Consider the following 24,752-nt stretch of genomic DNA (forward strand, 5'->3'; position numbering starts at 1 on the left):
CTCAGGCGTGCCCGTTGAACGCGTCGCGCATCCGGGAGAAGAAGCCGCCCTGCTTGGACAGCTCGGCGACCTCCTCACCACGGGTCTTGGCGAAGTCGCGCAGCATCTTCTCCTGGTCCGGGTCGAGCTTGGTGGGCGTCCGCACGTCGAGGTGGACGTAGAGGTCGCCTCGGCCGGTGCCGCGCAGGTGCGGCACGCCCCGGGCGCGCAGTCGCAGCGTGCTGGCCGGCTGGGTGCCGGCCTTGACGTCGACGGTCTCCTCGCTGTCCAGCGTCTTGATGGTCAGCCGGGTGCCCAGCGCCGCCGCCGTCATCGGCACTGTGACCCGGCAGTGCAGGTCGTCGCCCTTGCGGGAGTACACGTCGTGGGGGCGCTCGTGGATCTCCACGTAGAGGTCACCGGCGGTGCCGCCGCCGGGGCCCACCTCGCCCTGCTGGGCCAGCCGGATCCGCATGCCGTCCTCGACGCCGGCCGGGATCTTGACGGTCAGCGAACGGCGGGTCCGCACCCGGCCGTCGCCGGCGCAGGTGGGGCAGGGGTGCGGGATGGTGGTGCCGTAGCCCTGGCACACGGTGCACGGCCGGGCGGAGACCACCTGGCCGAGGAAGGTGCGCTGCACCGACTGCACCTCGCCCCGACCGCCGCACGCCTCGCAGGTCGCCAGGTGGGTGCCGGCGGCCGTGCCGGCACCGGAGCAGGTGGTGCAGAGAACCGCGGTGTCGACGGTGATCGGGGCCTCCACGCCGAAGGCCGTCTCGTGCAGGTCGAGTTCGAGCCGCAGGATCGCGTCGGCGCCCGGGCGGGTACGCGGCCGTGGGCCACGGGCCCCACCTCCGGCACCGCCGAAGAACGCGTCCATGATGTCCTGGAAACCGACGAACGGGCCGGCGCCTCCGGGGCCACCCGGGCCGCCGGCACCGCCGCCACCCGGGGCGAGCGGGTCGCCACCCAGGTCGACGATCTGCCGCTTCCGGTCGTCCGAGAGGACCTCGTACGCGGCGTTGATGTCCTTGAACTTCTCCTGAGCCTCCGGGTCCGGATTGACGTCCGGGTGGAACTGGCGTGCCAGCTTGCGGTAGGCGCGCTTGATCTCGTCATCGGAGGCTTCCCGGCTCACACCGAGAATGCCGTAGTAGTCCCTGGCCACTGCGTTCCGTGTCCTCATGTTCGTCTCGCGTTGCGCCGGTCGGCGGCCGCAGCCGGCCGCATCGGCCCTGACCAATCAGTTCTGGGCCAGCAACTCGCCCACGTAGCGTGCCACGGCGCGCACCGTGGCGATGTTGCCGGGGTAGTCCATCCGGGTGGGCCCCAGCACCCCCAGGCCGCCCACGATGGTGGCACCCGGGCCGTACCCGGTGCTGACCACCGAGGCGGCGCGCAGGTTGTCGAACTCGTTCTCGTCGCCGATCAGCACCCGGGTCGTGCTCGGCTCGGTCTCACCGATGAGCTTGAGCAGCACGACCTCCTCCTCCAGAGCTTCGAGGATCGGCCGCAGGGAGCCCTGGAAGTCGAGCAGGCCACCCCGGGTGAGGTTCGCGGTGCCGGCGAGCGCGATCCGCTCCTCGTGCCGCTCGACAAGCGTCTCCAGCAGGACGGTGGCGAGCGTGGTCATGGTCGGACGCAGCCCGGTCGGCGCTTCCTCGACCAGCGCCTGCACCAGCGGCGGCGTCTCGGACAGCCGGGCGTTGGCGAGCTTCTCGTTGATCAGTCGGCGCAGGTCGGTGACGTCGTCGGCGGGCACCGGCCCGGGCAGCTCCACGAGTCGCTGCTCCACCCGCCCGGTGTCGGCGATCATGACGAGCATCAGCCGGGTGGTGGAGATCGGCACCAGCTCCAGGTGACGCACCGAGGAGCGGGCCAGGCTCGGGTACTGCACGACGGCGACCTGCCGGGTCAGCTGCGCGAGCAACCGCACCGTGCGGTGCACCACGTCGTCGAGGTCGACCGCGCCGACCAGGAAGCGCTCGATGGCCCGGCGCTCGGCCGGGCTGAGCGGCTTGACCCGGGACAACCGGTCGACGAAGAGGCGGTAGCCGCGGTCGGTGGGCACCCGGCCGGCACTGGTGTGCGGCTGCCGGATGTAGCCCTCCTCCTCCAGCACGGCCATGTCGTTTCGGACCGTGGCCGGGGAGACCCCGAGCTGGTGCCGCTCGACCAGCGCCTTGCTCCCGACCGGCTCCTGGGTGGAGACGTAGTCTTCGACGATGGCGCGGAGCACGGCGAGTTTCCGGTCGTCGAGACCCATCCTCCGCACCTCCTGTCGCACGTCGGCCGCCGGCGCTCTGGGCCGGCCGGGCCGTCCTGGCACTCGACTGTAACGAGTGCCAGTCTACGTCGGCGGGCCGGCCGACGCGATGATCAACGGCCACCCGCCGGTGCGGCCCACGCCACCGGCGTTGGGCCGATCGGCCCGCACTGCCAGGCGGTGTCGCTCTGGTGCGGCGTTGCCACGGGCCCCTACCGTGACATCCATGACTGAACCTCCTCGCCCTCCCGGGTCGGGCGACCCCGGCAACTACCCGCCGGAGCCCACCTCCCCAGGCCCGTCCCCGTCGGCCGAGCCGCCCACCGCACCACTGTCCGGGGCGCCCGGCCCGGCCGGCTATCCCCCGCCCGGTGGCTATCCGCCGCCCACCGGTGACCAACCGCCGTCAGGCGGCTACCCTCCGGCAGGCGGTTACCCCCCGCCCGGGGGCTATCCCCCGGCCGGCGGCTACCCGGCCGGTGGGGCCTACGGCGGCCCCGGCGGCGGCTACGCCAACAACGAGGACAAGACCTGGGCGCTGGTCGCGCACTTCGGCGGCGCTCTCGGCGCGCTGGTCAGCTTCGGTCCGCTGGGCTTCGTCGCCCCGCTCATCGCCTACCTGGCCCGCGGCCAGCAGTCGCCGACCGTCCGGGCACACGCCCTGGCCGCCCTGAACTTCCAGATCCTCTGGTCGATCATCGCGTTCGTGCTGCTCTTCGTGAGCTGGTGCCTGCTCTTCCTGCCCAGCATCGCCGTCGTGGTGATCCAGATCCTGTTCGGGATCATCGCCGGCATCAAGGCCAACGAGGGCACCCCGTACCGCTACCCGATGACTGCCAACTTCATCAAGTGAACCGGGCCGGCCGCTCCCCCGGCCGGTCCGGAGCACCGCAGTCCCGGTCCGGGGGTGGGCCACTCAGGGCAGCAGGTCGCGGACGACCGCGTCGGCGAGCAGCCGCCCGCGCACTGTGAGCACCGCCCGGCCGGCGGCGTACTCGTCGGCGGCCAGCAGGCCGCCGGCCAGCGCCCGCTCGGCGCCGGCCCGGCCGGTGGCGTCGAGCACCGCCAGCGGGAGGCCGCTGGCCAGCCGCAGCCGGAGCATCACGTCCTCCATGTGCGCCTCGTCGACAGTGAGCACCTCCCGGGCCAGACCGGGAGACGCACCGGCGGCCAACCGCTGGGCGTACGCCGAGGGGTGTTTCACGTTCCACCAGCGCACCCCACCGACGTGGCTGTGCGCCCCCGGCCCCAGCCCCCACCAGTCCGCGCCGGTCCAGTAGAGCAGGTTGTGCCGGCAGCGGGCTTCCTCGGTGCGGGCCCAGTTGGAGACCTCGTACCAGGAGAGCCCGGCCGCGTCGAGCGCGGCCTCCGCGGCCAGGTAGCGGTCCGCGGCCACGTCGTCACTGGGGTACGCCAGCTCGCCGCGCCGCATCCGGGCGGCGAGCCGGGTGCCGTCCTCGACGATCAGGGCGTACGCGCTGACGTGGTCCACCCCGGCGGCGACGACCTGTTCCAGCGAGGCGGCGAAGTCCTCGGCCCGTTCCCCCGGGGTGCCGTAGATCAGGTCCAGGTTGACGTGCTCGAACCCGGCGTCGCGCGCCTCCAGGGCGGCGGCGGTGGCCCGGCCGGCGCTGTGTTTGCGGTCCAGGATCGCCAGCACCCCCGGGGAGGCGGACTGCATGCCCAACGAGATCCGGGTGTAGCCGGCGGCCCGCAGCAGCTTCAACGATTCCGGGGTGACCGACTCGGGGTTGGCCTCGGTGGTCACCTCGGCGTCGGCGGCCAGCCCCCAGGTGCGGTCGATGCCGTCGAGGATGCGGGCCAGGTCGTCGGCGGGGAGCAGGGTGGGCGTGCCGCCGCCGACGAAGACGGTGTCGACCCGGGGCGGCGGGGTGTCGCCGAGCACCCGGGCGGCGAGCTTCAGCTCGGCCAGCACAGTGTCCGCGTACCCCTCGCGGCTGGCGCCGCCGCCCAGTTCGGCGGCGGTGTAGGTGTTGAAGTCGCAGTATCCGCAGCGGCTGGCGCAGAACGGCACGTGCACGTACACGCCGAAGCCGCGCGCGCCGACCGCCGCGGTGGCGGTGGCGGGCAACGATCCGTCGACGGGGACGGTCTCACCATCTGGAAGGACGCCGGGCATGGCCACTAGTGTGCCCGGCATGACCTCTCCCGACGTCCTCGTGCGGGTCGCCACGGCCCGTGGGGTGACCACCCTCACCCTGGACAGCCCGCACAACCGCAACGCGCTCTCCACCGGCCTGATGACCCAACTGCTGGCCGGGCTGGCGGACGCGGTCGCCGACGAGGCGGTCCGAGTGATCGTGCTCGACCACACCGGCCCGGTCTTCTGCTCCGGCGCGGACCTGAAGGAGACCGCCGCGGCGTACGCCAGCGGGACGGTGCCGGCCGGCATGCTGGGTGACGTGCTCGCGGCGCTCTGGGAGTGCCCGAAGCCGGTGCTGGCCCGGGTCGGCGGGCCGGCGCGGGCCGGTGGGCTGGGCCTGATCGCCGCCGCCGACCTTGCGGTTTGCGCCGACGAGGCGACGTTCGCGTTCACCGAGGTACGCATCGGGGTGATCCCGGCGGTGATCTCGGCGACCGTGCTGCCCCGGCTGCACCCCCGCGCCGCCGCCGAGCTGTACCTGACCGGCGACACCTTCGACGGTCGCCGGGCCGCCGAGATCGGCCTGGTGACGGCCTCGGTCCCGGCGGACGGGTTGGACGACGCGGTACGGGGCTACTGCGACTCGCTGGTGCGCGGCGCGCCCGGGGCGTTGGCCGGCGCGAAGGAGCTGCTGCGCCGACCGGGTACCGCCGAGTTGCGCGCCGACCTGGCCCGACTCTCCGCCGTCTCGACCGGCTACTTCCTCTCCGACGAGGGGCGCGAGGGGGTCACCGCGTTCCGCGAAAAACGACCGGCGCGCTGGGTGCCCGCTCTCGACGCCTGACGGTCGGGGCGCCACCGGGAGCGGCGGCGCCCCACTGTCGGGTCACCAGGCGGTCGCGCCGCCGTCGACCGGGTAGTTCGCCCCGGTGATGTACGACGCCCGGTCGGACGCGAGGAAGACCACCAGTTCGACGACCTCCTCGGGGCGCGCGAAGCGCTTGAGGAGCGTCTTGGCGGTGATGGCGTCCCGGGCCTCCTGGTTGTCACCGAGGTCGCGTTCGCTGGCCGGGGTGAGGGTGGGTCCGGGGCTGACCGCCACCGCGCGGATGCCGTGGGGCGCGCCTTCGAGGGCGAGCTGTCGCGTCATGCCGATGATGCCGGCGTTCGCGGCGGTGTGACCGACCATCGGCGGGACGTGGCCGCCGATCATTCCGGCCATGGAGGCGGCGCTGATGATGACACCGCCGCCGCGTTGGACCAGGTGCGGCCAGGCGAACTTCGACACGAAGTACGGAATGTCGAGTTCTCCGGTGATGGTGTAGCGCCAGTCCTGCACGGAGAAGTCGGGCATCGGGCCGAAGCGGAGCGCGGCCGCGTTGTTGTAGACCACGTCGAGCCCGCCGTAGGTGGCCGCGGCGTCGTCGACGAGCTTGCGTACCTGCTCGGGGTCGGTGAGGTCGACCGGCGCGATGCCGGTCATCTCGCCGCCGGCGCGACGGACGAGTTCGACGGTCTCGTCGTTACCGGCGACCTGGAGGTCGGCCCCGACGACCTTCGCGCCCTCGCGGGCGAAGGTCAGCGCCGCGACGCGGCCCAGACCACCGCCGGCGCCGGTGATCAGCACGACTTTGCCATCGAGCGTTCCCATGGAACTCCCCCTCGATCGACGACCAACACGCCCGGGTATGGGAGGGTGGGTCGGATTGATATGTCAACTGGCTCAAGTCCTTGACCGATCAATCGCTTCCCGTTGTCGGTTACCCGGTGACGCTCATGACAGCCCTGCACCGGGACGAGCGACAGAACGACGTGGCAGGTGAGATCGCCACCGGAGCGGGAACGTCGCCAACCGGTACGCGACAGCGGAGCCGCCCCCGAACCGGTCGGAGTCGGCCAGGCCGGGCCCGAACCACTCGGACGACCCGCGGAGGGCCAGCGGGGACGTACGCTTGTCAGACTGTCGATCTGGGGGTGTGGGTGCGAACTCGGGCAACCGTGGCGGGTGGAGTGGCGCTCATCCTCATCGCCGTGATCGCGATCTGGCTCGTCGTACGGCAGGTCGGCGACAATCTCACGTTGCCACTGATGGCACGGAAGTGCACGGTGCAGGCCGACGGACGGGTCGCGCTGGACGCCGACCAGATGGCCAACGCGGCGACCATCGCGGCGATCGGCGCGAAGCGCGGAATGCCCGAGCGGGCCGTCGTGGTAGCGCTCGCCACCGCGTACCAGGAGTCCGGGCTGCGCAACCTCGCCGACGGCGACCGCGACTCGGTCGGCCTGTTCCAGCAGCGACCGAGCCAGGGCTGGGGCACCCCGGCACAGATCCGCGACCCGCGTTACGCGGCCAACCGGTTCTACGCGGCCCTCAAGAAGGTGCGCGGCTGGGAGGAGATGCGCGTCACCGACGCCGCCCAGCGGGTGCAGCGCTCGGCGTTCCCCGAGGCGTACCAGAAGTGGGCCGACGACTCCGAGGTGCTCAGCCGGGCCCTGCTCGGTGACGCCAGCGGCGCTGTCGCCTGCACGGTCGGGCGCACCCCGGCGATGCACGGCGCGGCGGCGGCCGCGCAACTGACCCGCAACCTGGTGCTGGACTGGGGGCTCAAGGGCACCGACCCGACCGACCCGACCGGGTTGGCGGTGACTCCGGGCGACCAGCGCGACGGCTGGCGGTACGCGCACTGGCTGGTCTCGCACGCCCAGGACCACGGGGTGAAGCGGGTCCGCTTCGGCGACCTGGAGTGGACCGCCCGCGACGGCTCGTGGGGCCGTGTGGACGCCCGGCAGAACCCCGCCGGCCAGGTGATCGCCGAAGTGTTCAACGAGGGTTGACCGACCTGGATCTCTTAACCGGCAGTCACCGCACAATCGGGCAATACGCATCGAATCGCACTATTGATCACCCGGATCTCACTCTGTGCGTTTCTCTCGCTGCGTGGGGTCCCGCCTTGGCCCAATCCCGCGCCACACCCTCCCCGATGCCTGGGCCGCCGCGTTACGATCGGCGGCCTGTGCCAGAAAAGGTTTCACCTCATGGGGAGGGGTACGACGCGGTGTTCGATTACGGCGACCGGACCGGTTACGAACCGATCAGCGACATTGACCGCAAGGAGTTCCACGAGCAGGGCTTCCTCCTGCTGCGCAACGTCCTGACGGAGGACCACCGGGCGGCGCTGGAGGCGGCGGTCGACCGCGTCTACGCGGAGGAGCAGGCCAAGGGCACCACCAAGAAGGACGGCACCCTGCACCTGCTGGGCTTCCTGGAGCGCGACGAGCTCTTCGGTGAGCTGCTGACCCACCCGATCGCCTTCCCGTACATGTGGGGGCTGGCCGGCTGGAACATCTACACCCACCACAACCACCTGGACGTCACCCCGCCGGCCGCCGAGCCGGAGAAGCCGTACTGGGGTTGGCACCAGGACGGGTACCGGCAGAACTCCGACCCGGAGACGATGGACCCGAACCTGCCTCGGCCGATGTTCTCGCTGAAGGTCGCGTACGTGCTGTCGGACCTCTCCGAGACCGGCCGCGGCGCCACCAAGGTCATCCCGGGCAGCCACCTGAAGAACTCGCTGCCCCGGCCGGCGGACCTCACCGTGCAGAACCCCGACCCGGAGGGCACGGTGGAGATCACCGCCAACCCGGGCGACGCCTTCATCTTCGACCGCCGGCAGTGGCACTCGCGGTCGACGAACCTGTCGACCATCACCCGCAAGATGCTTTTCGTCGGCTACACCTACCGGTGGATCCGTCCGCTGGACGAGCTGCACCCCGACGTGAACGGCGAGTGGTACCGCAACCGCACCCCCGTGCAGCGCCAGCTGATCGGTGAGGGCACCCACACCGCCAACTACTGGGGCATCAACTGGGACGGGTACGTCGACGACGAGATCCCGCTGCGCAAGGAGCTCAAGGAGCGCGGTCTGCTCGACCGCAACATTCCCTGGCTCCGCTGACCCACTGCTCGTAGGACGGCCCCCTGCCGACGCTCAGCGTTGGCAGGGGGCCGTTTCACGTCTGCGGACCGACCGCTCCGGCCCAGCCCGTTCCCGACCACCGGAGACCGCACTGTCGGTAGCGTGGCGGGTGCGCAGGTCGGGGCGCGGCGCCAGGGCGCGGGGTGGCACAGGAGGCAGCGCAGTGACATCCGCTCCGCTCCCCCGGATCCTCCGCCGCCGCGGCGAGCCGGAATACCCGACCTTCCTGGAACTCTTCTTCGATCTCGTCTACATCTTCATGTTCTCCCGGCTCGCTGCCAGCCTGGCCGAGAACCTCACCGTCCGGGGCGCGGCGCAGACCGCCGTCCTGCTGCTGGCCGCCTGGTGGGTCTGGGTGCTGACCGCGTGGCTCACCGACCTGTTCAACCCCCGACTGCCGATCATCCAGGCGACCACCCTGCTGGTCATGCTCGGCACCCTGCTGATGGCGATCGCGACCCCGTACGCCTTCGGTCGGTACGGGTGGCTCTTCGTCGCGGCCTACTTCGCCATTCACCTGGTCCGCGACGCCGTCCTGATCCCCGGCACCCGGGTGAACCGGCCGATCCAGGCAAGAAGCATCCGGGTGTTCTTCTGGTTCGGCATCACAGTGATGCCCTGGGTGGCCGGGGTGTTCGTGGACGAGACCGCCCGACTGGTGCTCTGGTCTCTCGCGGTGGTGGTCGACCTCGGCTCGGCCCGGGTCGGCTGGCCGACGCCGAGGCTGGGGCGTACCGAGCTGGCCAGTCAGATCTTCACCGGGGTGCACCTCTCCGAGCGGCACCGTGCGATCTTCATCGTCGCGCTCGGCGAGTTGATCCTGAGCACCGGCACGGGGCTGGCCGGCAGCGGATTCACGGCCGGCGCGGTGGCCACCAGCGCCGTCGCGTTCCTCAGCGCGGTACTGCTGTTCCAGCTCTACTTCCAGCGGGTCCAGCGGATCCTGGCACCACCGAGCGTCGCAACTGTGGAACGGGTCCGCTCCGGCACCTCCACCTCGTACAGCCATCTGGTCATGGTGGCCGGGGTGGTCCTGGTCTCGACCAGCACCTCGCTGGTCATCGACCGGCCGTTCGGCCGCGCCCCGGTCGAGCTGATGGTCGCCACCCTCGGCGGACCGGTCCTGTTCCTGCTCGGCAGCGTCCTGTTCGATGCCGTGGTGACCGGCCGGACCCTCTGGTCCCGGGTGCTGGCGATCGCGGTGTTGTGTGCCCTGGTGGCACCCGCCACCCTCCTGTTCCCGCCCCTGGCCGCCCTGATGCTGGCGAACCTGGTCCTGCTGGGCACCCTGGTCGGGGAAGGGCTGGTCGCGCGCAGACGCCTGGTCGAGGCCGCCGCGCCATCGTGATGAAGGGCCGTCGTAGAGAGTCACCGCAGCATCGGTGGTGCCGGCGTACGCGTGTTTCGCCGGGTGCTCACCAGGTTCGCCACGGCGATGAGGAGCAGCACCGCCATGGCGAGCAGGGCGAGCAGCACCGGCGGCAGCAGGGGCGTGGCCGGTGCCACGCCCGCCAGCAGCACCAGCCCGGCCAACCGGGACCGCGAGATCCGCCCGAACACGGTGAAGTCGAGGACGCCCCGGCCGACCAGGTACAACGCGGGTCCGCCGAGGATCACGGCGGCCCACGAGGGCGGGGTCTCGCCCAACGGGCGGCTCACCACGAGCCGGCTGGTGACCGCCGCGCCGATGATTCCGGCCACCATGATCAGATGGGTGACCGCGGCGGACTGGGTGAGCAGCGCCGGGTTGGACGATCGGGCGATCGCGTCGGTCAGCAACTCACCGGCGCGGTAGATGTAGATCCGCCACATCAACACGATGGTGGTGAACACCACTAGTAGAGCCGAGGCTCGCTCCAGCGTGTACTCGCTCATGCTGAAGGTCGTTCCGGTCACGAAGATCGAGACACCGAGCGCGACGATGACGAACTGCCGGTAACGCTCAGCTACCCGGGCGCCGACCAGCCGCCAGTCGCGCGGTCGTGAGCGGCCGATCCCGGGTACCGGCCAGCCCAACGCCGCCGAGCCGTACTCGACGACGGAGGCGAGCACCCAGATCGCCAACTGCCCCGAACCGCCCAGGAGCGCCCCACCGATCCAGCCGACGCCCGCGACGGCCTCCCAGATCAGGATCCGGATGCTGCGCCGCGGCGGCCTCCTGCGCGAGATGACCAGGATGTAGTAGGCCGCGGTACTGAGGTGGATGACCACGTACGTGGTCGCGAAGAGCAGCCGGCGATCGCCGTACGCGTCGGCCGCGACCGCGGCCAACAGCAGGCTGGCCGCCGCCACCCAGATGAACTGCCCCTGCCCGGCCGGGCGGGTCAGGTCGACGCTGTCCGCCGTCCACACGGTCAGCGCCCAGATCATCGTGAACCCGAGCAGCAGCACCAGCGTCCCGACGACGCCCGTCCAGGTCAGGTTGTCGGCCAGTACCGTCGCCAGGGTGACAAGCGCGAAGACGTAGACGAGGTCGAAGAAGAGCTCCAGGAACGCCGGACGCTCCAGGCCCGGGTCGGAGGGTGACGCCGCCGCGGCACCGCCGTCCGTCGTCATCGACATCGCGCTCCACCCGGTCCCCGCCGCACGCCCTCCGTGGGGACAATACGGGCAAGTCCGTCGCTGGGCCCGTCATCGGGGTTCTTCCGGGCCGGATCCGCCGAGCCCGCCGGTGCTCGTCGCGGCGTCGCGGCGGATGCCGTCGCGGGCGGTCAGCCCCGGGCGGCGAGGCGTCGACGGGCCTTCTCCCGGATCGGCTCCGGCAGGTCCTCGGCGTCGAGCAGCCGCGGCAACAACTCCGGCTCCAGGCTGTTCGCCCGGAACACCTCGCCGATGGTGACACCGTGCGCCGGCCGGTCCACCACCTCGACCGGGTCGCCCGCGCCGACCTCCCCCTCGCGCAGCACCCGCAGGTAGGCCCCGGGCGACGCGCGGACGGTGAACCGCTTGATCAGATCCGGTATGCCCCAGAACCCGGCGAAGGTGGTGCAGGGGGTGCGCGGCTTGGTGACCTGGAGCAGGGCGGAGCCGACCTGCCACTGCTCGCCAATCACGGCACCCGTCACGTCGACCGCGTAGGTGGTCAGGTTCTCGCCGAAGCCGCCGGGCGGTATGGCGCGGCCCAGGTCGGCCACCCACCAGGCGGCGTCCTCCTCCGCGTAGGCGTAGACCGCCTGGTCCGGGCCACCGTGATGGGCCCGTTCGCCAATGAAGTCACCCGCCAGGCCGCCGGTGAGCACCAAAACCGGGCCGTCGACCGGCCGCTTGTCGATGCCGCTGCGACCGCTCGCGTCGCCGGCCCACCCCGCCTCGGTCACGATGCCGAGGTTCACCGCTGCCACCCTGCCCGTCATGACCGCCAGCCTAGTTGGCGGTCCAACGCCGGCCAGCCCTCCCGGCCGCGGGTCAGGACCGCCGCCGGCCCTCGCGGCGCGGGGTCAGCCCTTGACGGCGCCGGCCACCAGGCCGGAGACCATCCGACGCTGCACCAGCAGGAAGAAGATGATGACCGGCAGGGTGAACAGGGTGGACGCGGCCATCACCGGCCCCCAGTTGGTGTCGTCCCGACCGAAGAAGAAGGTCATCGCCACCGGCAGCGTGTAGCTGCCCTGGTCGTTGATGAACGTCAACGCGAAGATCAGCTCGTTCCACGCCGTGATGAAGGAGAAGATGCTGGTGGCCACCAGGCCGGGCGCGACCAGCGGGAAAAGCACCCGGCGGAAGATCTGGGCCCGGCTGGCCCCGTCGATCGCCGCCGCCTCCTCCAACTCCTTCGGCACCGCGGCGACGAAGCCGCGCAGCATCCAGACCGCGAACGGCAGCGAGAAACCGAGGTACGTGAGGATCAGGCTGGGCAGGGTGTTGTAGAGCCCGAGCCGTTGGATCATCAGGAACAGCGGGATGACCAACGCCTCCAGCGGGATCATCTGCACCACCAGCAGCATGATCAGGAAGCTGGTCCGCAGCTTGAAGCGGAACCGGGCCACCGCGGTCGCGGCGAGCAACGCCACCAGACCGCTGAGCACCACAGTGGAGACGGCTACCAGCGCGCTGTTGAGGAAGAAGTCGAGGAAGCTGACGCCGGGGATCAGATTGCCGGTCAGGATCTCCCGGTAGTGCGCCAACGTCGGATGCGTCGGCACCGGCTGCGGGGTGGCCGAGAAGATCTCGCTGCTCGGCTTCAGCGAGGTGGAGATCATCCAGTAGACCGGGAACGCCGCGAAGAGCGCGACCAGCAGCCCGGCGCCGTTGAGGGCGATCTTCTTCACGATTCGTCCTCCTGCCTGAGCACCATCCGTACGTAGAAGCCGGTGACCACGAGCAGGATCAGCGTGAGGATCACCGCGATGGCCGCGCCGAGCCCGTACTTGGGCGGCGGGGAGAAGGCTTCGGCGTACGAGTAGATGGCGAGCATGAACGTCGGCCGGTCCTGGGTGCCGCCGGCCAGTACGAACTGCTGAGTGAAGACCTTGAAGTCCCAGATCGTGGAGAGCACGATCAGGATCCCGAAGACCGGGCGCAGCAACGGGAAGGTGATCTTCCAGAAGACCCGCCACGGGCTGGCGCCGTCCACCCGGGCCGCCTCGTGCAGCTCACTCGGCACGCTCTTGAGACCGGCCAGCACGCTCACCGCGATGAACGGGAACGAGTGCCAGACCACCACCAGGGTGAGGATGGCGAAGAAGAGCAGCGGCGAGTTGAACCAGCCGTAGCCGGTCCAGTCGCTGCGCCCGAACAGGCTGTTCGAGAGCCCGTCCGGCAACGCGTTGAACAGCCAGGTGACCAGGCCACTCGTGTCGTCGAAGATCCACTTCCAGACGATGGTGCCGGTCAGCGCCGGCGTGGCCCAGGCGAGCATCACGCAGCTGGCCACGAATGTCGCCATCTTGCGACCGAGCCGGTTGAGCAGCAGCCCCACGAGCGTGCCGAGCACCATGGTGAGCAGCACGTTGGCCGCGGCGAACAGAACAGTGTTGCGCAGCACGGTCAGGAAGAACGGGTCGGAGAGGATGTCGACGTAGTTGCCGAACCCCACCCACGGCCACTCCCGATCGCCGCGCAGCTGCCGGACGCTGTTCAGCCGGTAGAAGGACATCACCACCACCTGGCCGAGCGGCCAGAGCAGCAGCACCCCGATGATCAGCAGGGCGGGCAGGAGCAGCAGGTAGGGCAGGCGGTCCACCCGGCGACGCCGCCGCGCGGGGTTCTCCCGCGCGGCGGCCGTCTCCGGGCTTTTTGTCTGGGAGCTCACTTGCTGTTCAAAATGCCTTCCATCTCACCGGCCGCATCGGCGGTAGCCTTCTCGACCGTCTTCTGACCCTTCATGACCGAGCTGTTCATCGCCTGGGTCACCGTCTTCGTCCGGCTGACCTCCACCCACTTCGGGGTGAGCGGCGTGAGCTTGGTGTTCTGCATGGTGGTGGCGAACGCCGCCATCACCTTGTCGTTCGCGTACGCGTCACCGGAGACCAGGTCCTTGTAGACCGGGAAGAAGCCGAGGCTGCTCGCGAAGCTCTGCGCGTTCTTCTTGTTGAGCAGCACGGTCAGGTAGTCCCAGGCCAGGTCCTGCCGCTCGCTGTCCTTCCAGATCGCCACGTCCGAGCCGCCCGCGAAACCAGGCGCCGCCTTGCCGTCCGGGCCGGGGATCGGGAACGTACCCCAGACCTTCTCGATCTCGGGGTTGTCCTTCTTGATGGCGCCCTGCTGCCAGCTACCGGCGAAGGCCATCGCGGCCTTGCCGGTGGCGAACTGGGTGCGCGCGTCGATCTCGTTCCAGCCCGCCGCCGCCGGCGGGGCAACCTTGTGCACGGTCACCAGATCGGTCCAGAACTTGACGGCCCGCTGCGCCTCGGGCGTGGTGTAGCCGGACTTCCAGGTGCCGCCCTGGTTGCTGGCGATCTCGCCGCCGGCACCCCAGAGGAAGGAGTAGAAGGGCAGCTCGGAGTTGCCGGGCAGGGCGATGCCGTAGGTGCCCTTCTTCTTCGCCTGCACAGCCTTGGCCACCGTGACCAGGTCGTCCCAGGTCTTCGGGGGCTGCACGCCGGCCTCGGCGAACCAGTCGGTGCGGTAGTAGATCGCTCGCACACCGGCGTACCAGGGCACGCCGTACTGCTTGCCGTCGAGCTGCGCGTTGCGCACCAGGTCGGGCAGCAGATCCTTGCCGTCGGCCCAGCCGCCCATCCGACCACTCACGTCGGCGAGCGCCTCCTGGGCGGCCCAACCCTGAGTCTCGGTGTTGCCCAGCTCGGTGATGTCCGGCCCTTCCCCGCCGGCGAGCGCCGCCTGGAACTTCTTGGGCGCCTCCAGCCAGGGGATGTACTGCACGACCACATCGGTGTCGGGGTGCTTCTGGCGGAACTCGGCCTCGACCCCGTCGAGGAAGGAGTTCTGCGCGTCCCCGCCCTCGCCCATCATCCAGACCGTGAGCTTGCTGTCGTCAGCCGCATCGTCGGAGCCTCCACAGCCGGTCAGCACCATCGCGGCCGAGGCCACCATGGCGGTGACCGGGGCCAGCCGCTTCCACCTGTTCACGCCACTTCTCCCCTCGCGCCGCCTGGAACTAACCTTCTCCGCCGCACCCTAGTACGGAGAATTCCTTTACGACAGTGGGCAGGACTGGCCGAAGCGTGGCGACCGTACCGCAGCGGCCCGACGACCGGCACTCCAACATCCGGCCAAAGTTGGGCCTTCCAACACGAAAGAGCGCCCGGCTCTCCGCCGGGCGCTCTTTCCAGTCGTGCTGTCCTACCAGTGGTGCTGTGTCGCCAGATGATGCCGGGTCGTTATCGGGTGACGCTGCGGCGGCGACCCACACCGGCCACCAGCGCGACAGCGATCGCGGCCACCACGACCTGCACCAGCAGCTCGGCCCAGTCGATACCGCTCGTCTCGGTCGCGATGCCGATGGCCCGCGCCAGGACGGTGCCCAGCAGCGCGGCACCGACACCGATCAGCAGGTGCAGCCAGATCGGCATGTTCTGCCGGCCCGGGACGACCAGGCGGCCGAGCGCGCCGACGATGAGACCAACAACGATCGCAGTGATGATGCCCCACACGGTGAGCTCCACGGCCACCCTCCTTCAAGAATGTCTGACACACGGTGCGTGTGCTTCCTGTCGTGACCGTTAATTGCCCTACCCACCGAAAATCCAAACCGACTTCAATCACCAAACGATCACGACTTGGTCGACAGGAACAGGTTCCACCGCGGTCCCACCAGCCCCTCAGGCCACCCCGGCCACCCCGGCCACCCCGGCCGCCGAGCCACCGGGCCACCGGGCCACCGGGCCGCCGGGCCACCGGGCCACCGGGCCACCGGGCCACCGGGCCACCGGGCCACCGGGCCACCGGGCCACCGGGCCACCGGGCATGATCAACACGAGGTCATTGAATCCGCGGTATTGGACCCACCGGGACACCGCGACATCACCAAAACCGAGTCGATCACCGCGATCCAGCCCCGCCGGAGACGTCGAGCGGGAGGCGGCGACGTCCGTTGCGGCAGGCAGAACGCCGATGGGCGCCCGGCCTGCCGGCCGGGCGCCCATCGGAGGTGTCGCGGTGGTACGAGTTGATGCTGTGGTGGTGTTACCGGGTCACGCGGCGGCGGCCACCCACACCGGCCACCAGCGCGACAGCGATCGCGGCCACCACGACCTGCACCAGCAGCTCGCCCCAGTCGATACCGCTCGTCTCGGTCGCGATGCCGATGGCCCGCGCCAGGACGGTGCCCAGCAGGGCCGCGCCGATACCGATCAGCATGTGCAGCCAGATCGGCATGTTCTGCCGGCCCGGGACGACCAGCCGGCCGAGCGCGCCGACGATGAGACCGACAACGATCGCAGTGATGATGCCCCACACGGTGAACTCCACGGTCGCCCTCCTTCAAAGAATGTCTGACACACGAGTTGTGTGCTTCCTGTCGTGACGGCTAAGTGCCCGACCCACCGAAAGCCCAAACCGACTCACCTCAATCGACAACGCCAGCCGTCAATGTTTCGGCGGTGCGTCGGTTGACACGTGAGTACGTCCACACAGGTAGGAGCCCACTTCGTCGATCCATCGGCCCCACAACAGCGACAAAAAATTTTCGGCACCCGGTGGTCACAATCCCCGCAACGGGGCACTCGAGGCGTCCGGAAACGCGACGCGCCCGGGTGCGGATGGCACCCGGGCGCGTACGGCGGCGCGAACTACTTCTTGCCGGCGGCCTTGCCGTCGCCGGAGTCGGAGGAGAGGGCGGCGATGAAGGCCTCCTGCGGCACCTCGACCCGGCCGACCATCTTCATCCGCTTCTTGCCTTCCTTCTGCTTCTCCAGCAGCTTGCGCTTACGGCTGATGTCGCCGCCGTAGCACTTGGCGAGCACGTCCTTGCGGATCGCCCGGATGGTCTCCCGGGCGATGACCCGGCTGCCGATGGCCGCCTGGATCGGTACCTCGAACTGCTGGCGCGGGATCAGGGTGCGCAGCTTGGCGGCGATGGTGACGCCGTAGTTGTACGCCTTGTCCTTGTGCACGATGGCGCTGAACGCGTCCACCGGCTCGCCGTGCAGCAGGATGTCGACCTTCACCAGGTCGGACGCCTGCTCGCCGGAGGGCTCGTAGTCGAGTGAGGCGTAGCCCTTGGTACGGCTCTTCAACTGGTCGAAGAAGTCGTAGATGATCTCCGCCAGGGGCAGCGTGTAGCGCAGCTCCACCCGGTCGGCGGAGAGGTAGTCCATGCCGAGCAGGGTGCCGCGCCGACCCTGGCAGAGCTCCATGACGGCGCCCACGTAGTCGTTGGGCGTCAGTACTGTGGCCCGGACCACCGGCTCGTACACCTCGGCGATCTTGCCGGTGGGGTACTCGCTCGGGTTGGTGACGACGATCTCCTCGCCGTCGTCCGTGATCGCCCGGTAGACGACGTTGGGCGCGGTGGAGATCAGGTCGAGGTTGTACTCGCGCTCCAGCCGCTCCCGGATGATCTCCAGGTGGAGCAGGCCGAGGAAGCCGCAGCGGAAGCCGAACCCGAGCGCGCCGGAGGTCTCCGGCTCGTAGTCCAGGGCGGCGTCGTTGAGCTTGAGCTTGTCCAGCGCCTCGCGCAGGTTGGGGTAGTCGGATCCGTCGATCGGGTAGAGGCCGGAATAGACCATCGGCTTCGGGTCCTTGTAGCCACCCAACGCCTCGGCCGCCGGCCGGCTGTTGATGGTGACCGTGTCACCGACCCGGGACTGCCGGACGTCCTTCACACCGGTGATCAGGTAGCCGACCTCGCCGACGCCGAGCGCCTCGGCCTTGACCATCTCGGGTGAGATGACACCGATCTCCAGCAGCTCGTGCACCGCGCCGGTGGACATCATCTTGATCCGGTCGCGGGCGCTGATCCGGCCGTCGATGACCCGGACGTACGTGACGACACCGCGGTAGACGTCGTACACCGAATCGAAGATCATCGCCCGGGCGGGCGCCACGGCGTCACCGACCGGCGGGATGAACTGCCGGACGATCTCGTCGAGCAGGTACGGAACGCCCTCGCCGGTCTTACCGGAGACCCGGATGCAGTCGGCGGGGTCACCGCCGATCAGGTGGGCCAGCTCCTCGGCGTACTTCTCCGGCTGCGCGGCCGGCAGGTCGATCTTGTTGAGCACCGGGATGATGCGCAGGTCGTTCTCGAGAGCCAGGTAGAGGTTGGCCAGGGTCTGCGCCTCGATGCCCTGCGCGGCGTCGACCAGCAGCACGGCACCCTCGCAGGCGGCCAGCGACCGGGACACCTCGTAGGTGAAGTCCACGTGCCCCGGGGTGTCGATCATGTTGAGCACGGCGTGCTCACCAGCCCGCTCACCCTCGCGGATGGTCCACGGCATGCGGACGGCCTGGCTCTTGATAGTGATGCCGCGTTCGCGCTCGATGTCCATCCGGTCCAGGTACTGCGCGCGCATCTGCCGCGGGTCGACCACGCCGGTGAGCTGCAACATCCGGTCGGCCAGGGTCGACTTCCCGTGGTCGATGTGGGCGATGATGCCGAAGTTCCGGATGCGACCGGGGTCGGTGGCACCAGGGGCGTTCGCGCCGGGATCGAGCTTCGGTGGCACAGCGGTCCGTTCTGGTCGGCTGACGTGAACAGGCCGGCGCACCGCCGACCCCCTCTATGTTCCCACGCCGCCGGGGTGCGCCCACTGCGCGGGCGATGGAACGGCCCGAGGACCCCTCACTCCATCGGCGGCTCGACGAAGAGCGCGGCCAGTCGGGGCAGCCGGCGACGCGCCTCGTCCTCGTCGTCGAAGTCCCAGAAGTCGTTGAGATCCGGCGTCCGCACCGGGTCGCGGTCCGCCGGCAGTTCGGTCGCGGTGGCCTTGCGGTACGCGTCCCAGGGCACCGAGAGCATCTGCTCGGCGGAGAACTCCTCGCCGCTGAGCGAGGCCGCCCGCACCTGGGGCAGTTCGGCCAGCGAGTCCGGTTCGGCGACCGCGCGGGCGAAGACGGCCCGACCCTGGGTCATCAGCCAGCCCCGGAAGTGTTCGAAGCCGTCGGCCGAGGCGCCACCGTTGATCAGGTACGCCGCACCCCACAGATCCGCCTTGTGCGAGGCGGCCAGCACCCGCGTCTGGTGCCGCGCGTACCCGATGATGTCCTCCGGGTCGCGCTCGGCGAGCAACGCCACGGCCCGTGCGGCGACCGGGCCGGGCTCACCCCCGCCGCCGGCCCGCGCCTCGTCGATCAGCTGCCAGAAGTCCTCGGTCCTCATGGCTTGGCAGTCTGGCAGTGTCGCCGTGCGTCGCGCACGTACCCCGGGGCAGCATGGTGGGATGTCCCCTCCCCTGCTGCCGCCGGTGCCGTACCACGCGAGCGCCCTGCGCCCGTCGTGGCCGGCGTTACCGGCGGCGCTGCGGGCCGCGGTCACCGAACGGCTCGGCGCGCCGGTGGTCACCGCCCGGGTCGCGGGCGCGGGCTTCACCCGCGGCTTTGCCGCCGTGCTCGACACCGCCGACGGAGGTCGGGCCTTCGTCAAGGCCGCACCCGCCGCCGAGCAACCGCATCTGGTCGACTGGTACGCCCGAGAGGCCGCGATCCTCGACCGGCTGCCGGCCGACCTGCCGGCGCCCCGCCCCCGGTGGACCCTCTCCGCAGCCGGCTGGTTCGTGCTCTGCACCGACGCCGTCGACGGGCACACCCCAAACCTGCCCTGGGTGCCCGCCGAGTTGGACGCCACCCTCGCCGGGTACGCGCAGGTCGCCGCCGCCCTGGCCGACCCGCCGGCCGAGCTGACCGCGCTCGGTCTGCCGCACCTGGCCGACCTGGCCCGGTCGGACATCCTCTGGTGGGAGGAGGTCGCCGCCGGTCGGGAGCCGACCCCACCACTGCCCGCGCCACTGCTGGGCCGGCTGCCCGAGCTGGTGGAGTTGGAATCCCTCCTACCCCGGTACGCCGCCGGCGCGACGAGCCTGATCCACGGCGACCTGCGGGTCGACAACGTGCTGATCGACTCGGACGGCCGGGCCTGGTTCTGCGACTGGACCTGGGTCTGCTCCGGGCCGGCCTGGTTCGACCTGGCCGGCCTGCTGCTCACCGCGTACGCCAGCGGGCTGGACGCGGACCGGCTCTTCGCCGCGCACCCCGCCACCGCCGGCGCGCCCCCGGACGCGCTGGACGCGACCCTGGCCGCGTTGGCCGGCTACTACCTCACCGGCGCTGCGGCGGCACCGCCGACGGCCTCGCCGCACCTGCCCGCCCACCAGCGGTGGAGCGGCGAGCAGTCGCTCGACTGGCTGGCCCGCCGCCAGGGCTGGCAGTGACGCGGGCCGGTCTGGGGCGGGCTGGCGGTAACGCGGGCTGACCTGGGGCGGGCTGGCGGTGCGGCGGACCGGCCTGCCGCCGCGCTGGCGGTGAGCCGCCGCCGTGTTCGAGGGCGTAACCTGGTCCCCGACGGGCCGGGTCCGTCCGCGCGAAGGCCGAGCCGTTTTGGCTCGTCCCCGGCGACCTGGTAACCTGGCTCTTCGCGCAGCGATGACGCACGTTCGTCATCACGCGCAATAAGCTGACCAACCCGAGCTATCAAGACGAGGCTGTCGCGTGGCGAACATCAAGTCCCAGATCAAGCGCAACCGGCAGAACGAGAAGGCCCGGCTGCGCAACAAGTCGGTCAAGTCGTCGCTGAAGACCGCCGTCCGGAAGTTCCACGAGGCTGCCGAGGCCGGTGACGTCGAGAAGGCGACCGCGCTCATGCTGGACGCCTCGCGCAAGCTGGACAAGGCCGTCAGCAAGGGCGTGATCCACTCCAACCAGGCCGCGAACCGCAAGTCCGCGATCGCGAAGCGCGTGGTGTCGCTCTCCGCCTGACGACTTCACCGTCAGACTGATTCGGAAAACCCCGGGCCCCAGGCCCGGGGTTTCCGTGTGTCCAGAGGCCGGCCGTGTTCATCCGGACCGGCCGTTCGGTGCGTGGGCCCCGACGGGGTCGGCGCTCAGTCCGACGGGTTGGCCCGCCGGGGCGGTGGCACCTGGTCGGCGGTGATCACCACGCCGGGAACACTGTGCGAGACCCACTCCACCCGGGCTCGGCCGACCACCGGTTCCATCTGCCGGCGAAACCGGTCCCGTTCCTGCTCGGGCACGAGCGCGGCGGAGCGGACCACGATCGCGGCCACCATGTCGTTGAGCTTCACCATGGCGGCCACCACGACCGGCAGCACCAGCACCGCCCACCAGCTGACCAACTCGGCGAGGGCGAGCAGCACCGCCAGGGCGATGGCACCCTCGAAGAAGAGAAAGCACAGCACGCCACCGGGGTTGACGAACCGCAGGCCGAGGAGCCGGGCGTAGAGCGGCCGGTAACGCTCCTCGTCCACGGGAATGGTGGCCCACGCCGGGCGGCTCGCCCCCGTCACCTGGTGCTGCCCTGCCGGGCCGCCGCGACCGAGAAGACCGCACGCTCCAGGGCGTACGCCCGGTCGTCGGAGCCGCCCTTGACGGCCGCGTTGCACTCGGCGGCGACCTGCATGGCCCGGACCAGGCCCTCCGGCGTCCAGCCCCGCCCCTGCCGCTGCGCCCGCTCGATCTTCCAGGCGGGCATTCCGAGGCTGCTGGCGAGCTGGTACGGACTACCTCGCCCAGCCGACGCCACCCGGGCCACAGTGCGCACCCCGTCGGCCAGGGCGTCGGCGATGGGCACCGGGTCGACCCCGACGTGCAGGGCCCAGCGCAGCGCCTCAAGCGCCCCCGGCACGTCGCCGACCATGGTGGCGTCCGCCACCGTGAAGCCGGTCACCTCGACCCGGCCCCGGTAGTAACGGGAGACCGTCTCGGCGCTGATCCGCCCATCGGTGTCGGCGACCAGTTGGGAGCAGGCGGCAGCCAGCTCACGCATGTCGTTGCCGACCGCGGCGATGAGCGCCTCGGCGGCGTCGTCGGTGCACTTTCCCCCGGCCCGGCGGATCTCGTCGCGAACGAAGGCCACCCGGTCGCGGTGCCCCTTGAGCTTGGCGGCCGGGACCACCGTCGCGCCGGCCGCCCGCAGACCGTCGGCGAACGCCTTGCCCTTGGCACCGCCCAGGTGCAGCACCAGCAGCTGGACCTCCGGGTCGGGATTCTTCGCGTACGCCAACAGCGCGGCGACCAGGTCCTTGCGGGCGTCCTGGCCGGAACGCAGGATCAGCAGCCGCCGACCGCCGAACAGCGAGGGGCTGAGCATCTCGGCGATCTCGCCGACGGTGAGCGCACTGGCCTGGTACTCGCGGACGTCCACCTCGGGGTCGACACTGCGAACCTTCGCGACAGCTTCGGTGACCGCGCGCGTGGCGAGCAGTTCCTCGTCACCGAGGACGAGCAGAATGGGGGCGAGGCTGGCGGGGGTCACGCCGCCCATATTCGCACGGCCTGCGGCGGGATCGTGCCTGCTCATTCGCTGCTTGATCGGCGCAGCCCGCACACAGCGCAAATCCAGACATCCAACTCAATTCCCCGTTTAATCCGCAATTCGTCCGATTAATCGGAGACCTATTCAAGGCCGTCGGCCCGCGGGCACACCTCGCCGGGCTACCGCCAGACCGTCGCCCGTTCGGACCGCCGCCACGTCGCCGTCCGTGTCGGTGCGCAGCACCCGCACGCCGCTCCTGCCAAGGTGGGCGAGCAGCCCCGGACTCGGGTGCCCGTAGGTGTTGCCGGTGCCCACCGGCACGAGCGCCACCGTCGGCCGGACCGCGTCGAGGAAGCCCGGGTCCTGGTACGCCGACCCGTGGTGCGCGACCTTCAACACGTCCGCCCGTAACTGGCCGGGGGCCGCCCGCGCCACCATCGCGTGCTGCTCCTCGGTCTCCGCGTCGCCGGCCAACAGGATCCGTACCCCGGCCACCGTGGCGCGCAGCACCAGCGAGTTGTTGTTCGGGTCGGACCTGGTTCCGGCCAGCGGGTACGGCGGGCCGAGCACCAGCAGATCGACCCCGCCCACTGGGTGGCGAGCGCCGGCAACGGTGCTCAGCAGCGCGGCCCGCCCGCCAGTGGCCGCCACCCGAACCAGGTCCCTACCGCTCTCCGGGTCGGTGGACGACGGCGTCAGCACGGCACCCACCCGCCGCCCCCGGAACACCCCGGCCACCCCACCCACGTGGTCCGCGTGGAAGTGACTGATCACCAGCAGGGGCACCTCCCGTACGCCGAGCCGACGTAGGCAACCGTCCACCGCACCCGGTTCCGGCCCGGCGTCCACCACCACGGCCCGGCCGGGGTCGACCGGGAGCACCAGGGCGTCGCCCTGCCCCACCGCGCAGGCCACCACCACCCAACCGGCGGGCGGCCAGCCAGCGGCCAGCAGCCGAACCGGCAGGGCACCCAGCACGGCGGCGACCCCAACGACCGCCACCAGTCGGCGTACGAGTGGCCGGCGCACCGCGATCAGCAGCGCGACGGTCAGCCCGGTCAGCAGCAGGGCACCGGGAACCCCGCCCGGCCACGGCACTGTGCCACCTGGCAGTCGAGCACCCTGGCGGGCGATGAGCACCAGCCACCAGGCCGGCCAACTCGCCAGCCACGCGACGAACTCGGCGCCGGCCGGCCAGATCGGCGACACCATGGCCGCCAGCACGCCCAGCACTGTCGCTGGCGCGATGGCCGGCACCGCCAGCAGGTTTGCCGGTACCGCCACCAGGCTCACCGTCCCGGAGATCCCGGCGACGACCGGGCCGCAGGCAAGTTGGGCAGCAGCCGGCACGGCCAGCGCCTCGGCCAGCCCAGGCGGGACGCCTCGCCGACGCAATCCGTCCCGCCAACGCGGCGCGAGCAGCAGCAGGCCACCGGTGGCCAGCACGGAGAGCGCGAACCCGGGATCCCCGGCCAACTCGGGGTCGACGAGCACCAGCACTGTCACGGCGGCGGCCAGCGCGGGCAGCGCCGCCCGAGGTCGACCGGCGGCGAGCGCGGCGAGCCCGATCGCTCCCATCGTGGCTGCCCGTACGACGCTCGGCGACGGGCGGACCAGGATGACGAACCCCACCAGCGCCACCCCACACAGCGCGGCGGCGAGCCACGGGCCGGCGCGCGACCACCGGGCCAGCAACAACACCGCACCCACCACGATCGCCACGTTGGAGCCGGAGACCGCGTTGAGGTGGGTCATCCCGGTGGCCTGGAAGTCCGCCTCGACGGCGGGTGGCAGTCGACTGGTGTCGCCCACCACCAGACCGGGCAGCAGCCCACCGGGGTCGTCGGGCAGCGGCGCGCAGGCCCGTTGCAGGCCGGTACGCAGCGTACCGGCGGCGCGCTGCGCCCAGGACGGCGCGCCGTGCCGTTCCGGCGGACCGTTGGTGCTGAGCACCGCCGCGGTGAGGTCGCCGCCGCGCGGAACGCCGAGCCGGCCGTCGACGGTGAGGCGCTGTCCGGGCAGCAGGCCCCGCCACGCCGGATCGGTCGCCAGGACCAGTAGCCGCACCGACGCGTGGATCCGTCGACCATCCGGGCCGGTGAGCCGGACCTGCTCGGACGACACCAGCAGCATCCCCGGCCGCCCGGCGCTCCGAAGCGGGCGCGGGTCGTCCCGGACGACCAGGTCGGCGGTGATCGGAGCGCGTTGCTCCGCAAGGGCACGGATCGCCGGCGCGTCGCGAACGGCGAGCCGGGCGGCGGTGGCCGCACCACCGCAGACCACACCGAGGCCGACCGCCACGGCCACCCACCCGTAGCGCCGCACCGCTGTTCGGGGACGGCCGAGGCGGCCGAGCAGATGCGCAGCACCAATTGCCGTCAGACCGGCCCCCGTGCTGGCCACCAGCAGCGTGGCGCGGCTGCCAAGGTGCAGGCCGGCGAGCGCCGTGAGCCAGGCCGCCACGGCGAGCCCAGCCAGTCGCAGATCCGGCGGCTCCGACCGGGCCCCGCCAACCGGTGGCGCGGCCTGCGCCGACCCAGCCGGCGGCCCGGGCTGAGCCCCGCCGGCCGGTGGGTCAGCGGTCACGGAAAA

General features: G+C 71.1%; 25 protein-coding genes. 7 read left to right on the forward strand and 18 right to left on the reverse strand.

All coding sequences use genetic code 11. The annotated features are described in order from the left end of the window. Nucleotide 1: 1 nt before the first annotated feature. The 3 genes from dnaJ to GUI43_RS34305 form a co-directional block, all read right to left on the reverse strand. Nucleotides 2–1,147 carry a molecular chaperone DnaJ gene (gene dnaJ, locus GUI43_RS19430; protein WP_181518639.1) on the reverse strand — a complete coding sequence of 382 codons (1,146 nt, stop codon included), beginning with the start codon at nt 1,145–1,147 and terminating at the stop codon, nt 2–4. A gap of 75 nt (nt 1,148–1,222) precedes the next feature. Continuing rightward, nucleotides 1,223–2,245: a heat-inducible transcriptional repressor HrcA gene (gene hrcA / locus GUI43_RS19435; protein ID WP_112588271.1), complete on the reverse strand. Its 1,023-nt coding sequence runs from the start codon at nt 2,243–2,245 to the stop codon at nt 1,223–1,225. A gap of 84 nt (nt 2,246–2,329) precedes the next feature. Further along, nucleotides 2,330–2,473 carry a hypothetical protein gene (locus tag GUI43_RS34305; RefSeq protein WP_181549363.1) on the reverse strand — a complete coding sequence of 48 codons (144 nt, stop codon included), beginning with the start codon at nt 2,471–2,473 and terminating at the stop codon, nt 2,330–2,332. Between GUI43_RS34305 and GUI43_RS19440 the strand changes: the two genes are divergently transcribed. Beyond that, complete coding sequence (locus GUI43_RS19440; RefSeq protein ID WP_502322463.1) at nt 2,463–3,098, forward strand: DUF4870 domain-containing protein; 636 nt, start codon at nt 2,463–2,465, stop codon at nt 3,096–3,098. The genes GUI43_RS34305 and GUI43_RS19440 overlap by 11 nt on opposite strands. A gap of 63 nt (nt 3,099–3,161) precedes the next feature. Here the strand turns inward: GUI43_RS19440 and hemW are convergent, their stop codons facing one another. After that, the gene (hemW, locus tag GUI43_RS19445) at nt 3,162–4,385 is read right to left on the reverse strand and encodes a radical SAM family heme chaperone HemW (RefSeq protein ID WP_181541895.1); all 1,224 of its coding nucleotides are present in this window, start codon (nt 4,383–4,385) and stop codon (nt 3,162–3,164) included. Between the two features lie 19 nt (nt 4,386–4,404). Between hemW and GUI43_RS19450 the strand changes: the two genes are divergently transcribed. Continuing rightward, entirely contained in the window at nt 4,405–5,193 is a 789-nt protein-coding gene (locus tag GUI43_RS19450; protein ID WP_112588330.1) for an enoyl-CoA hydratase-related protein, read from the forward strand. 42 nt (nt 5,194–5,235) lie between these two features. Here the strand turns inward: GUI43_RS19450 and GUI43_RS19455 are convergent, their stop codons facing one another. Beyond that, nucleotides 5,236–6,000 carry an SDR family NAD(P)-dependent oxidoreductase gene (locus GUI43_RS19455; protein ID WP_112699460.1) on the reverse strand — a complete coding sequence of 255 codons (765 nt, stop codon included), beginning with the start codon at nt 5,998–6,000 and terminating at the stop codon, nt 5,236–5,238. A 383-nt stretch (nt 6,001–6,383) separates the two neighbouring features. Between GUI43_RS19455 and GUI43_RS19460 the strand changes: the two genes are divergently transcribed. The 3 genes from GUI43_RS19460 to GUI43_RS19470 all read left to right on the forward strand — a co-directional run bounded on the left by GUI43_RS19460 (nt 6,384) and on the right by GUI43_RS19470 (nt 9,677). Continuing rightward, complete coding sequence (locus tag GUI43_RS19460; RefSeq protein ID WP_373861104.1) at nt 6,384–7,184, forward strand: hypothetical protein; 801 nt, start codon at nt 6,384–6,386, stop codon at nt 7,182–7,184. Nucleotides 7,185–7,405: 221 nt separating this feature from the next. Continuing rightward, complete coding sequence (locus tag GUI43_RS19465) at nt 7,406–8,308, forward strand: phytanoyl-CoA dioxygenase family protein (RefSeq protein WP_112604298.1); 903 nt, start codon at nt 7,406–7,408, stop codon at nt 8,306–8,308. A gap of 184 nt (nt 8,309–8,492) precedes the next feature. Next, a complete protein-coding gene (locus tag GUI43_RS19470) occupies nt 8,493–9,677 on the forward strand; it encodes a low temperature requirement protein A (RefSeq protein ID WP_112588281.1) in 1,185 nt (394 codons plus the stop codon). A gap of 20 nt (nt 9,678–9,697) precedes the next feature. Here GUI43_RS19470 and GUI43_RS19475 read toward each other — a convergent pair whose 3' ends face one another. The 10 genes from GUI43_RS19475 to GUI43_RS19520 form a co-directional block, all read right to left on the reverse strand. Continuing rightward, nucleotides 9,698–10,891, reverse strand: a complete 1,194-nt coding sequence (locus tag GUI43_RS19475) for a low temperature requirement protein A (protein WP_112699461.1) — start codon at nt 10,889–10,891, stop codon at nt 9,698–9,700. Nucleotides 10,892–11,040: 149 nt separating this feature from the next. Then, nucleotides 11,041–11,682, reverse strand: a complete 642-nt coding sequence (locus GUI43_RS19480; RefSeq protein WP_112699462.1) for an MOSC domain-containing protein — start codon at nt 11,680–11,682, stop codon at nt 11,041–11,043. Nucleotides 11,683–11,766: 84 nt separating this feature from the next. After that, nucleotides 11,767–12,600, reverse strand: a complete 834-nt coding sequence (locus GUI43_RS19485; RefSeq protein WP_112588332.1) for a carbohydrate ABC transporter permease — start codon at nt 12,598–12,600, stop codon at nt 11,767–11,769. After that, nucleotides 12,594–13,580 (reverse strand): carbohydrate ABC transporter permease, encoded by a 987-nt coding sequence (locus tag GUI43_RS19490; RefSeq protein ID WP_091409821.1) that lies wholly within the window; start codon nt 13,578–13,580, stop codon nt 12,594–12,596. Before GUI43_RS19490 ends, GUI43_RS19485 begins: the two co-directional genes overlap by 7 nt. After that, the gene (locus tag GUI43_RS19495; RefSeq protein WP_112588286.1) at nt 13,577–14,860 is read right to left on the reverse strand and encodes a sugar ABC transporter substrate-binding protein; all 1,284 of its coding nucleotides are present in this window, start codon (nt 14,858–14,860) and stop codon (nt 13,577–13,579) included. Before GUI43_RS19495 ends, GUI43_RS19490 begins: the two co-directional genes overlap by 4 nt. A 251-nt stretch (nt 14,861–15,111) precedes the next feature. Then, a complete protein-coding gene (locus GUI43_RS19500) occupies nt 15,112–15,396 on the reverse strand; it encodes a GlsB/YeaQ/YmgE family stress response membrane protein (RefSeq protein WP_091410004.1) in 285 nt (94 codons plus the stop codon). A gap of 156 nt (nt 15,397–15,552) precedes the next feature. Further along, nucleotides 15,553–15,708, reverse strand: coding sequence for a hypothetical protein (locus GUI43_RS33925; RefSeq protein ID WP_170158757.1), 156 nt, complete (start codon nt 15,706–15,708; stop codon nt 15,553–15,555). 208 nt (nt 15,709–15,916) lie between these two features. Further along, nucleotides 15,917–16,201, reverse strand: coding sequence for a GlsB/YeaQ/YmgE family stress response membrane protein (locus GUI43_RS19510; RefSeq protein WP_091409827.1), 285 nt, complete (start codon nt 16,199–16,201; stop codon nt 15,917–15,919). Between the two features lie 320 nt (nt 16,202–16,521). Beyond that, nucleotides 16,522–18,399, reverse strand: a complete 1,878-nt coding sequence (gene lepA / locus GUI43_RS19515; RefSeq protein WP_112620143.1) for a translation elongation factor 4 — start codon at nt 18,397–18,399, stop codon at nt 16,522–16,524. Nucleotides 18,400–18,515: 116 nt separating this feature from the next. Next, a complete protein-coding gene (locus GUI43_RS19520) occupies nt 18,516–19,052 on the reverse strand; it encodes a DUF4240 domain-containing protein (protein WP_112588292.1) in 537 nt (178 codons plus the stop codon). Between the two features lie 61 nt (nt 19,053–19,113). Between GUI43_RS19520 and GUI43_RS19525 the strand changes: the two genes are divergently transcribed. Further along, on the forward strand, nt 19,114–20,100 hold the full coding sequence (locus GUI43_RS19525; protein ID WP_112699464.1) for a phosphotransferase: 987 nt from the start codon (nt 19,114–19,116) through the stop codon (nt 20,098–20,100). Nucleotides 20,101–20,377: 277 nt separating this feature from the next. Further along, nucleotides 20,378–20,644: a 30S ribosomal protein S20 gene (gene rpsT / locus GUI43_RS19530; RefSeq protein WP_030491765.1), complete on the forward strand. Its 267-nt coding sequence runs from the start codon at nt 20,378–20,380 to the stop codon at nt 20,642–20,644. Between the two features lie 125 nt (nt 20,645–20,769). Here rpsT and GUI43_RS19535 read toward each other — a convergent pair whose 3' ends face one another. From GUI43_RS19535 to GUI43_RS19545, 3 genes are all read right to left on the reverse strand, one after another. Then, entirely contained in the window at nt 20,770–21,192 is a 423-nt protein-coding gene (locus tag GUI43_RS19535; protein ID WP_112699465.1) for a hypothetical protein, read from the reverse strand. Next, the gene (gene holA, locus GUI43_RS19540; RefSeq protein WP_112604304.1) at nt 21,189–22,169 is read right to left on the reverse strand and encodes a DNA polymerase III subunit delta; all 981 of its coding nucleotides are present in this window, start codon (nt 22,167–22,169) and stop codon (nt 21,189–21,191) included. Before holA ends, GUI43_RS19535 begins: the two co-directional genes overlap by 4 nt. A gap of 135 nt (nt 22,170–22,304) precedes the next feature. Further along, complete coding sequence (locus GUI43_RS19545) at nt 22,305–24,746, reverse strand: ComEC/Rec2 family competence protein (protein WP_112699466.1); 2,442 nt, start codon at nt 24,744–24,746, stop codon at nt 22,305–22,307. Between the last annotated feature and the right edge of the window lie 6 nt (nt 24,747–24,752).

This window comes from Micromonospora noduli, from assembly GCF_003264365.1.
GTDB lineage: Bacteria > Actinomycetota > Actinomycetes > Mycobacteriales > Micromonosporaceae > Micromonospora > Micromonospora noduli.

What these genes read in the sequence shown, in the direction of transcription:
- GUI43_RS19480 (WP_112699462.1), bottom strand. Translation starts at nt 11,682, where the DNA reads ATGACGGGCAGGGTGGCAGCGGTGAACCTCGGCATCGTGACCGAGGCG.
- GUI43_RS19475 (WP_112699461.1), bottom strand. Translation starts at nt 10,891, where the DNA reads ATGTCGATGACGACGGACGGCGGTGCCGCGGCGGCGTCACCCTCCGAC.
- GUI43_RS19520 (WP_112588292.1), bottom strand. Translation starts at nt 19,052, where the DNA reads ATGAGGACCGAGGACTTCTGGCAGCTGATCGACGAGGCGCGGGCCGGC.
- GUI43_RS19450 (WP_112588330.1), top strand. Translation starts at nt 4,405, where the DNA reads ATGACCTCTCCCGACGTCCTCGTGCGGGTCGCCACGGCCCGTGGGGTG.
- GUI43_RS34305 (WP_181549363.1), bottom strand. Translation starts at nt 2,473, where the DNA reads ATGGATGTCACGGTAGGGGCCCGTGGCAACGCCGCACCAGAGCGACAC.
- holA (WP_112604304.1), bottom strand. Translation starts at nt 22,169, where the DNA reads ATGGGCGGCGTGACCCCCGCCAGCCTCGCCCCCATTCTGCTCGTCCTC.
- GUI43_RS19525 (WP_112699464.1), top strand. Translation starts at nt 19,114, where the DNA reads ATGTCCCCTCCCCTGCTGCCGCCGGTGCCGTACCACGCGAGCGCCCTG.
- hemW (WP_181541895.1), bottom strand. Translation starts at nt 4,385, where the DNA reads ATGCCCGGCGTCCTTCCAGATGGTGAGACCGTCCCCGTCGACGGATCG.
- hrcA (WP_112588271.1), bottom strand. Translation starts at nt 2,245, where the DNA reads ATGGGTCTCGACGACCGGAAACTCGCCGTGCTCCGCGCCATCGTCGAA.
- GUI43_RS19455 (WP_112699460.1), bottom strand. Translation starts at nt 6,000, where the DNA reads ATGGGAACGCTCGATGGCAAAGTCGTGCTGATCACCGGCGCCGGCGGT.